General features: G+C 67.5%; 9 protein-coding genes. 3 read left to right on the plus strand and 6 right to left on the minus strand.

What is annotated here, in order from left to right; all coding sequences use genetic code 11:
- Window positions 1-322: 322 nt before the first annotated feature.
- On the plus strand, window positions 323-1,195 hold the full coding sequence (gene olsB / locus ACIPIA_RS05020; protein WP_400507270.1) for a l-ornithine N(alpha)-acyltransferase: 873 nt from the start codon (window positions 323-325) through the stop codon (window positions 1,193-1,195).
- Between the two features lie 6 nt (window positions 1,196-1,201).
- Here the strand turns inward: olsB and ACIPIA_RS05025 are convergent, their stop codons facing one another.
- Genes ACIPIA_RS05025 through ACIPIA_RS05035 form a run of 3 tightly spaced genes read right to left on the minus strand, consistent with a single transcriptional unit; the run spans window position 1,202 to window position 3,893 of the window.
- Complete coding sequence (locus ACIPIA_RS05025) at window positions 1,202-2,068, minus strand: SDR family oxidoreductase (RefSeq protein ID WP_400507272.1); 867 nt, start codon at window positions 2,066-2,068, stop codon at window positions 1,202-1,204.
- The gene (gene queG, locus ACIPIA_RS05030) at window positions 2,065-3,204 is read right to left on the minus strand and encodes a tRNA epoxyqueuosine(34) reductase QueG (protein WP_400507274.1); all 1,140 of its coding nucleotides are present in this window, start codon (window positions 3,202-3,204) and stop codon (window positions 2,065-2,067) included. The genes ACIPIA_RS05025 and queG overlap by 4 nt, the downstream gene beginning before the upstream one ends.
- Complete coding sequence (locus ACIPIA_RS05035) at window positions 3,201-3,893, minus strand: glutathione S-transferase family protein (protein ID WP_400507276.1); 693 nt, start codon at window positions 3,891-3,893, stop codon at window positions 3,201-3,203. The genes queG and ACIPIA_RS05035 overlap by 4 nt, the downstream gene beginning before the upstream one ends.
- Window positions 3,894-4,152: 259 nt before the next feature.
- Here ACIPIA_RS05035 and ACIPIA_RS05040 point away from each other — a divergent pair, with 259 nt between their 5' ends.
- Complete coding sequence (locus ACIPIA_RS05040; protein ID WP_400507277.1) at window positions 4,153-4,950, plus strand: undecaprenyl-diphosphate phosphatase; 798 nt, start codon at window positions 4,153-4,155, stop codon at window positions 4,948-4,950.
- A gap of 3 nt (window positions 4,951-4,953) precedes the next feature.
- On the opposite strand, the gene ACIPIA_RS05045 is transcribed toward ACIPIA_RS05040, so the two are convergent.
- Window positions 4,954-6,684 (minus strand): MFS transporter, encoded by a 1,731-nt coding sequence (locus tag ACIPIA_RS05045; protein WP_400507279.1) that lies wholly within the window; start codon window positions 6,682-6,684, stop codon window positions 4,954-4,956.
- A gap of 80 nt (window positions 6,685-6,764) precedes the next feature.
- Window positions 6,765-7,646, minus strand: a complete 882-nt coding sequence (locus ACIPIA_RS05050) for a protein-methionine-sulfoxide reductase heme-binding subunit MsrQ (protein ID WP_400507281.1) — start codon at window positions 7,644-7,646, stop codon at window positions 6,765-6,767.
- Between the two features lie 82 nt (window positions 7,647-7,728).
- Between ACIPIA_RS05050 and ACIPIA_RS05055 the strand changes: the two genes are divergently transcribed.
- Complete coding sequence (locus ACIPIA_RS05055) at window positions 7,729-8,385, plus strand: HAD family hydrolase (RefSeq protein ID WP_400507283.1); 657 nt, start codon at window positions 7,729-7,731, stop codon at window positions 8,383-8,385.
- Window positions 8,386-8,418: 33 nt separating this feature from the next.
- On the opposite strand, the gene ACIPIA_RS05060 is transcribed toward ACIPIA_RS05055, so the two are convergent.
- Complete coding sequence (locus ACIPIA_RS05060; RefSeq protein ID WP_400507285.1) at window positions 8,419-9,549, minus strand: saccharopine dehydrogenase family protein; 1,131 nt, start codon at window positions 9,547-9,549, stop codon at window positions 8,419-8,421.
- Between the last annotated feature and the right edge of the window lie 80 nt (window positions 9,550-9,629).

A 9,629-nucleotide genomic window follows, 5' to 3' on the forward strand; every position in this document is an offset into this window, starting at 1 on the left:
CCAATGTCTCGCCGGCCGATCGCGAGGCGGCGCTGGGTGCCGGCATGGATGATTGCCTGGCAAAGCCCCTGGAGCGCGAGGCCCTGCTGCGCTGGCTCAGACGCCTCTCGCACCGGCCGAACGGGTGCCTCTCGGCTTGACGGCCGTCACCGCTTCGACGCAGTTTTGTCGCGAAGTTGTAAGATGGTGCGGGCAAGCCTACCTCAAGGCCGAACGCGGCTGAGGGACAAGATTTGCGATGGCATTGCACGTTTCTGAAAGCAAGAACGCGCTGCCCTCCCGGTTTTCAGCCGGCAATCGGTTCACCCGATTCGCCCCGCTGATGCTGATCGCGGGCGGCCCGATGCGCCGGTTCGGCGCCGAGCCCGGAGAGGCGCCGCCATTGTCGGGCACACTCGGCCAGCTGGGTTCCCTCGAGGTGCGGCTGGCGCGCGGCCCGCGCGAGATTTGGCGTGCCCAGCGCTTGCGCTACCGCGTGTTCTACCAGGAAATGTCGGCCAAGCCCGACGTGATCGCGCGCATGTTCCGGCGGGACGCCGATCGTTTCGACAAGGCTTGCGACCATCTCCTCGTCATCGATCATGCCGCGCGCGGCCGCTTTGGCGGCATCAAGCCCAAGGTCGTGGGCACCTACCGCCTGATGCGGCAGAGCGCGGCGGAGCGGCTCGGTGGATTCTATACGCAGAGCGAATTCGACCTGGCGCCGATGCTCGCACGGCATCCCGGTCAGCGTTTCCTGGAGCTCGGCCGCTCCTGCGTGCTGAAGCCCTATCGCACCAAGCGCACGGTGGAGCTGCTCTGGTCCGGCATCTGGGCCTATCTGCAGCATCACCGCATCGACGCGATGTTCGGCTGTGCGTCCTTCGATGGCACCGATCCCGATGCGCTCGCGCTGCCGCTGAGCTTCCTGCATCATCAGGCTCGTTCGGATGGCGAGTGGGCCGCGACAGCGCATGCCGAGCATTTTGTCAGCATGGACCGCCTGCCGTCCGAGATGATCGACACCAAGCTCGCGCTCAAGCAGCTGCCGCCGCTGATCAAGGGCTATCTGCGTATCGGCGCCCGCTTCGGCACCGGCGCCGTCATCGATCGCCAGTTCGGAACGACCGACGTGCTCGTCGTGCTGCCCGTCTCGGCAATCGACAAGCGCTATGCCGACTACTATGGCGGCGAGACCCCGCGCCACGCCGCTTGACGAAAGCTATTCGCCGGCTTTGGCCAGGGCGCGCAACGCTTCGCGATAGGTCGGGTAGCGGAAGGCGTAGCCCAGTTCCCGCTTCACCAAAGCGTTCGAGACGCGCTTGCTCTCCCCATAGAAGCTCGCGGCCATGGGCGAGAGCTGCGCCTGCGCAAACGGGATTTCAGGTGGCGGCTGCAACCCGGTTAGCTCCGCCGCGAAGGTGATGACGTCCTGCGGCGGGCCGGGCTCATCGTCCGTGACGTTGTAGACCGCGTCGTTGCGCGGCTGAGCCAGCGAGGCCATCAGCACGCCGGCTATGTCGTCGACATGGATGCGGTTGAAGACCTGCCCCGGCTTGATCAGGCGGTTCGCGGTTCCCGTGCGCAGCTTGGTGATGGCGTTGCGGCCGGGGCCGTAGATCCCGGAGAGGCGGAAGATCTGCACCGGCCTGCCGCTGTCGCGCCCAAGCTGCAGCCAGGCCTCCTCTATGGCGACGCGCTGCCGGGTGCGGGCGTTGGTGGGCGCCGGCGGAGTGGCCTCGTCGATCCATGCGCCGTCCTGGTCGCCGTAGACGCCGATCGTGGAGAGATAGCCGATCCAGCGCAGGTTGGGCGCGGCGGCGAGCGACGCGCGCAGCGGTCCGAGCGCCGGGTCGCCATCCTCCGCCGGCTGTACCGAGACGAGAACGGCGTCAGCCTCCGCCACCGCCTTCCCGAGAGCCGATGACACGGCGAAACCGTCGAAGACGAGCGTGCGGATGCCCTCGCGGCTGAGCCGGCCGGCCTTCTCGGCCGAGCGCACCGTGCCCGTCACCTCCCATCCCTGCGCCAATGCGGCGCGCGCGAAAAAGCCGGCCGAATAGCCGAGGCCCAGGATCAGGATGTTCATGCGGCGTCTTCCGTCTCAGGCGTGAAGGCGCGCCATTCGGCGCGCACTTGCGGGTCGTCCTCGCCACCAAGCTGGGAGGGAGCGAGCTGGCGGGCGCGTGCGACGTCGAGCCGGCCCAGCGCCCAGACCGCCATTGCCCGGACGAGCGGCGACGGGTCGGCGAGATGGGGCAGGGCGCTTTCGACGAGTTCCGGCCGGCCGCTGTTGCCGATCGCGATCAGGACATTGCGCAGGAAGCGGTCGCGCCCGGTGCGCTTCACGGGCGTCCCGGCGAACAGCGCGCGGAACGCGGCGTCGTCGAGGCGGGCGAGCGCCGCGAGGTCGAGCCCGTCGAGTTCGTCCTTCAGGGCGAGCCGGGTTTCCTGCGCGGTCTGCGCGAACTTGTTCCAGGGGCAGACGGCGAGGCAGTCGTCGCAGCCGAAGACGCGGTTGCCGATACCCCGTCGCAATGCCACGTCGATATGGCCGGCATGTTCGATGGTAAGGTAGGCGATGCAGCGCCGTGCATCGAGCTGATAGGGCGCCGGAAAGGCGTCGGTCGGACAGATTTCGAGGCAGCGCCGGCAGGAGCCGCAATGATCGCGCTCGGCGGCGTCCGCCGGCAGCTCGGCGGTGGTGTAGATCGCGCCGAGCAGCAGCCAGGACCCGTGCTCGCGCGAGACCAGCACCGTATGCTTGCCCTGCCAGCCAAGCCCGGCGGCCTGCGCGAGCGGCTTCTCCATGACCGGGGCGGTATCGACGAAAACCTTGACGTCGGCGCCGCCGCGCGCCGCGAGGAGGCCGGCGATGCTCTTCAGCTTGCCCTTGATGACGTCGTGGTAGTCCCGCCGGCGGGCATAGAGCGATATCGCGGCCTTCCCGGGCTGGGCGAGCATGGCGAGCGGGTCGCCCTCGCCGGCGTAGTTCATGCCGAGCATGACGACCGAGCGAACCTCGCTCCAGAGCTGGCGCGGATCGGCGCGCTGGTCCCGGCGCTCCGCCATCCATCCCATCTCGCCTTGATAGCCGCTGGCGAGCCAGGCTTCGAGCCGCTCCGGCGCCTCAGGTATGGCATTGGCGGCCGCGACGCGCATCAACGCGAAGCCTTCGGCGTGCGCCCTTTCCGCGACGGCGCGCTTGAGCTTCTCCGGGCTCAAAAATCCAGATTGTCGTAATGGGCGCTCGGAGCCATGCCTGGCATGCGGTCGCTGAGCAGCGGCCGGAAGCTCGGTCTCGACTTGATCCTCGCATACCATGAGCGAGCCGCCTCATCCTCTTCCCAGGGTACGTCGCCGAGATAGTCGACGCAGGACAGGTGCGCTGCCGCCGCGAGATCGGCATAGCTCAGCTGCGGCCCGGCGAGCCAGTTCCTCTTGGCCAGCAGCCACGAGATGTAGCGCAGATGATAGCGCACATTCGCCCGGGCCGCGCGGATCGCGCTCATCTCCGGCGGGCCGCCGCCATCGTCGCGGCTCATGAACCGCTTCATCACCTTTTCCAGCACGAGCGGGCCGGTGATCTCCTCATGGAACTTGAGGTTGAACCAGTCCAGCAGGCGGCGCACCTCGACGCGTTCGCCCGGCCCCTCCGGCAGGAGGCGGCGGTCGCCGAACGCCAGCCCGCGGGTCTCGTCGAGATATTCCGCGATCGGTCCGGCGCCGGGCACGGGCAGGCCGTTCTGCTCCTGAAAGACGGGCGTCGTCCCCGCCGTATTGAGCTCGAGGAATTCCCGTCGCCGCTCCCAGACGCGCTCCTCGACCAGCTCGGCCTCCATGCCGAACTCGCCGATCACGAGACGGATGAAACGCGAATGCGGACACAGCGGGTAATGGTACAGGGTCGCCATGGCACTCATGAAGACTTGTGAAGCAGGCAAAATGCGTCGGAAGCAGGGCCGCCGGACTTTGTAGCGATCCGAAGGGGCGGCCGAGGCTTGCTATAATCGCGCCCGAAAAGCGTCACAACCCGCCGCGATGCGGGTGCCGACAATTTGTCCCGGCTCCTTCGCGAAGTGGTAACCAATTTGCAAAGGCCTGGGCGTAAGCCGACGAGACGATGCCCGAAGCCAGCCAGGCTCGGCGTGATTCGCGCGAGGATGCTCCCGCATGCAGAACCTGATCGAAGCCTTCGTCCTCGGCATCGTCGAGGGCCTGACCGAGTTCCTGCCCGTGTCCTCGACGGGGCACCTCCTGCTGCTGGGGCACTTCCTCGGCTTCGAGTCGAACGGCAAGACCTTCGAGGTCCTGATCCAGCTCGGCGCGATCCTGGCGATCCTGCTGGTCTATTTCCGCCGCCTGCTCGACATCGCGGTCCGGCTGCCGACGGATCCTTCCGCCCGGCGCTTCGTCATCGGCGTGCTGATCGCCTTCCTGCCCGCCGCGATCATCGGCGCCCTGCTGCACGGCTTCATCAAGACCGTGCTGTTCAACCCCTTCATCGTCTGCTGCACGCTGATCGCCGGCGGCCTGATCCTGCTCGTCGTGGACGAGATGGAGCTGCAGGAGAAGCACACCGACGCCACCGCCTTCCCGCTGCCGATGTATTTCAAGATCGGCCTGATCCAGTGCCTGGCCATGGTTCCCGGCGTCTCGCGCTCGGGCTCGACCATCGTCGGCGCCATGCTGCTGGGCGCCAGCAAGCGCGCCGCGGCGGAGTTCTCCTTCTTCCTCGCCATGCCGACCATGGCGGGCGCCTTCGCCTATGACCTGCTCAAGAGCTACAAGGATCTCACCTTCGACGACGGCATCCTGATCGTCGTGGGCTTCGTCGCAGCCTTCTTTTCGGCACTGATCGTGGTGCGCAGCTTCCTCGACTTCGTCTCGAAGCGCGGCTTCGCCCCCTTCGCCTGGTGGCGCATCGTGGTCGGGATGGTCGGGCTGGCCGGCCTCTGGATCGTCGGCTGAGGCTCAGGCCGGCCGCGACGTATCGGCCAGCGAATCCGCCAGCGTCGGGGAGCGTGCGGCCAGCAATTGCGGCAACGAGGCCGTCTGCCGCTCGATCATGCGGTGGACGACCGGCGGGTTCGGCCCGCTGTGCAGGGCTCTGACGCGCTCGCCGATCTCGGCATCGGCCTGGGTGACGCGCTGGTTCTGCCGGACATATTCGACCCAGGTCGGGCTGTCATAGCGCTCGATCCAGAGTGTCGGGTCGGTCAGGTCGCGCAGCAGGGTCCAGTGCCTCGCGCCATCGCGCCGCCGGATGCGCCGCCGCTCCGCCATCACGTTCAGGAAGGCGACGACGTCCTCAGGCTTGACGATGTACTCGATCGTGACGATGACCGGACCGGAGCGCGGCTCGATATCGACCGCGACCTTCGGCTCTCTCCAGCGGCTGAGCGGATCGAGATTGAGTGCCTCCAGCGGCGGCAGCCGGTAGCGCAGGCCGAGTGCCGCGCCGGCGAGCAGCGTGACGGCCGAGATCAGCAGGGCCTTCTCCACGCCGAAATGCTGGGCGAGGCGGCCCCAGGCCCAACTCCCGGTCGCCATGCCGCCGAAGGCCGCCATCTGGTACAGCGCGAGCGCGCGACCGACCACCCAGCGCGGCGCCGAGAGCTGCACCGTGGCATTGAAGGTGGAGAGCGCCAGCACCCAGCAGGCGCCGCAGACGAACAGCCCGACCATCGCCAGCGGCATCGTGGTGCTGAGCGCGACGAAGATGACGCCCACGGCATAGGCCGTGAAGGTGGAGCGCACCAGCGCCTCGGTGCTCATCGCACGCCGCAGCCTCGCGCTCATGAAGGCGCCGACGACTGCGCCGGCCCCGAAGGCGCCGAGCAGGACGCCATAGGTGAGCGGGCCGCCGCGCACCAGGTCGCGCGCGATCAGGGGCAGCAGCGCGAGGCCGACGATGGCGCCGAAGCCATAAACGAAGGCACGCAGGATGACCGAGCGGATGTTCGGGGACATCGCGACGTAGCGCACGCCGGCGCTCATCGCGATCAGCAGCGTCTCGCGCGGCAGGAGCCGCTCGACCTTGGGCGGCTGCCAGCGGGCGAGCACGATGAGCAGCGGGATGTAGCTGACGGCATTGATGGCGAAGGCGGCGACCGCGCCGGCGGCCGCGACGATGGCGCCGCCGATCGCCGGGCCGACGCTGCGGGCGATGTTGAAGGCGACGCTGTTCAGCGTCACCGCAGCCGGCACGTCGCGGCGCGGCACCATATCGCCGACCGAGGATTGCCAGGCGGGATTGTTGAGCGCCGTGCCGCAGCCGATCAGGAAGGTGAAGGTCAGGAGTAGCCAGGGATTGATCAGGCCGAACCAGGCGCAGAGCGCCAGCCCGATCGAGACCAGCAGCATGAAGACCTGGGCGGTGAGCAGAATCTTGCGCCGGTCGTAATTGTCGGCGATCGCGCCGGCCGCCAGCGAGAACAGCATCACCGGCAGGGTGGTCGAGGATTGCACCAGCGCCACCATCTCGGCCGAGGGCGAGATCGACGCCATCATCCAGGAAGCGCCGACAGCCTGGATCAGGCCGCCGAAATTCGAGGCTAGGCTGGCGAACCAGACGGCGCGGAAGATCGGCTGCTGCAGTGGGACGAAAGGCGAGACCCGGGCCTGCGCGGGCCTGATGCCTTCCGAGGCTAACTCGGCTTCTACGACATCGGCCGTGGGCTGGGCGTGCTCATCGTCAGGCATGTCATAGGGTTAGAGCATGAGTGCTGGAGGGGGAAACCCTTTCCATCTGGAAGATGTCGAAACTTGGAAAGATTTTCTTTTCACGCGGCCCGCGCCGCGACGGGCTGGCGCGCCTGCCGCGGCGGGCGCGGCCTGCGGGCACGCAGGCCATGGCCGAACGCGACCAGGAGGCCCGCGAGCGCGACCCAGTGCGCCGGCCGCAGCGAGGCGTAATCCTGGTAGGTCAGGATGTCGGCATTGGCCTGGAAGACCAGCCAGGCCGAGACGCCGGAGGTCGCCTCGTACCAGGCCGCCTCCAGGCCGGCAGTGAGCAGGCCGCCGAGAAGCGCGACACCGGCTAGGGACGGCACGGTCACCGGCAGCTTCCAGCGATAGAGGCCGCGATAGAGTATCAGCAGCATGAAGAGCCCGCTCATCAGCACCGGTTCGGTGACGTCGATCTTCGATTGCAGCGCGAAATGCAGCAGCGCCAGCATCGCGATCGGATAGACGAGATTATGCAGGCGCTGCCAGTTCTTGCCGAGCCGCCTGATCATGCCGTCGGTCGAGGTCGCGCCGAGCGCGACGAGGCCCAGCAGCGCGACGAAGCCGATGGTCAGGTAGAAGCGCTTGACGATCTCGGAAACGATCAGCCCCCAGTCGAAGGCCATGTCGATGCAGTAGAGCGCGAGATGGCCGAGAGCATAGGCCATCACGCCGAGTCCGAGCATGCGGCGGATGCCGATCAGCTTGCCCCAGTCGAAGAGCCGCCGGAAGGGCGAGACGGCGAGCGTGACGATGAGGATTCTGACCGTCCAGGTCCCCGTCTGGTGGATGGCCTGCGTCCAGGGCTTCGAGCCGAGCTGATGCATCCAGGCGGCGTGCAGCAACAGCAGCGCCGGCACCAGCAGCAAGGCGAAGGTTGCGGCCCGCAGCGCCGAGAAGCGGCCCTGCCGGTCAGTCCATGGCAGCCATGCCTTCAAGGGGTGGTCTCCGATGCTTGCGCTCATGCCTCGGCATAAACGATGGGGTCGGCCACTGTCCTGCACGTCTGGACACAAGCGCGTGAATGCAGTGTCCTGCCGGCCCTTTCATCTGGGCTCGATCATGGCTTCCAGCAATCCCACCGTCGTCTTCGATGTCGGCAATGTCCTGCTGCGCTGGGATGCGCGGCTGATCTACCGATCGCTGATTCCCGATTCCGAACGGCTGGACTGGTTTCTGCAGAATGTCTGCACCATGGCCTGGAACATCGAGCAGGATCGTGGCCGCTCATGGGAGGAGGGCGTGGCGCTCCTGGTGGCCCGTCATCCGGAATGGGCGCGCGAGATCCGCGCGTTCGACGAGCGCTGGCACGACAGCGTGCCGCATACCATCGCCGACAGCGTCGCGGTGCTGGAGGACCTGAAGATGCAGGGCGAAAAGGTCTACGCCATCACCAATTTCTCGCGCGAGAAATGGGCGGAGTGCCTGATCCGCTTCCCGTTCCTGCAGAGCTTCGACGGTGTCGTCGTCTCCGCCCACGAGCGGCTGCTGAAGCCTGACCCGGCGATCTACGAGGTGCTCTTCGGCCGCTACGGCCTGAAGGCCGGGGACTGCATCTTCGTCGACGACAGCGAGAGGAACGTGGCGGCGGCCCGCGATGTCGGCATGCGGACCGTCCATTTCGTGGAGCCCATCGACCTGCGCGCGGAGCTGCGCGGGCTGGGCCTCAGGCTCTGACCCGCAGAGCCCGACTTTCGAGGGCGCCGGCCTTCAGGCGGCGCTCTTGATCGCGACGGTGGGGGCGAGGCCTTCGGCATCGGCGCCGCGCGCCTCGCGCAGGAGGCGGGTGCCGGCCCTGGTCGCGAGGAAGTCGGCGAGGACGGCGTCCTCCTGGCGCACGAAGCCCTTGGCGGGCAGCTTGCCGGCGAGGAAGAGCTCGATCATCGCGACGCAGCCGGCGGCGGTGGTGAGCTGGATCGCGCCGAGCTCGTCATTGCCGTCATAACGCAGCACCACGCTCTCTTCTTCCAGGCGGCCGTTGCGCTCGCCGACGCCGGTCACGAAGATCACGACGACGTCCTTGCGGGTGAAGGGCGCGGAGTGGCTGAGGATGCGGCGCATGGTCTCGCGGTCATCGGCGAGCTCGAGATCGCGCAGCAGCAGCTTCATGATCTCGGCATGGCCGGGATAGCGCAGCGTCTTGTAGCTCATGTTGCGGACCTTGCCGGCCAGCGTCTCGGTCAAAGTGCCCAGCCCGCCCGAGGTATTGAAGGCCTCGTAGGCCACGCCGTCGATCATCACGCCTTCGATGCCTTCCAGCGCCGGAACCAGGGTCGGCTGGCCGTCGAAGACGATCTCGCAGGGGTTGCAGTACTCGTTGATCAGGCCGTCGACAGACCAGGTCACGTTGTAGCGCAGCGCATTGGTCGGGTAGAGCGGGAGCGCGCCGACGCGCATCTTGATGGTGCGGACGTTCTCGAAGCGCGCCGCCATGTCGGCGCCGAGGATGCAGATGAAGCCGGGGGCGAGGCCGCATTGCGGCACCAGCGCGACGTCGGAGGTGGCGCCGAGCTCCTTGATGTAGGAGGTGGTGGCGACGTCCTCGGTGAGGTCGAAATAATGGGTCTTGGTCTCGGCGGCGACCTTCGCGATGCCCTTGTTCAGGAAGTAGGGGCAGGCGCTGACGACGATGTCGCGGTCCTTCAGGAAGGCGCGGAGCGCGTCGAGACTGGAGGCATCGACCGTCTCCGTGGCGAAGCGGCCGCCGGCGGCGTGCTTGAGCTGGGCCGCGGAGGCGTCGGCGAGCGTCACGTCATGGCCCTGCTCGGCGAGCATGCCGGCGATGATGACGCCGATCTGGCCGGCTCCGAGCACGGCTACGCTCTGCTTCTTGATGGTCATGTCGCGATCTCCTGACGGGTCGGGCAGGCAACGCACCTCCCTCTCGTGCCAAGCATCGCTTCAGGCTGCGTGGGCTTTAA

Origin of the sequence: Allobosea sp. CER48, assembly GCF_044752385.1 — a bacterium.
Taxonomy (GTDB): domain Bacteria; phylum Pseudomonadota; class Alphaproteobacteria; order Rhizobiales; family Beijerinckiaceae; genus Allobosea.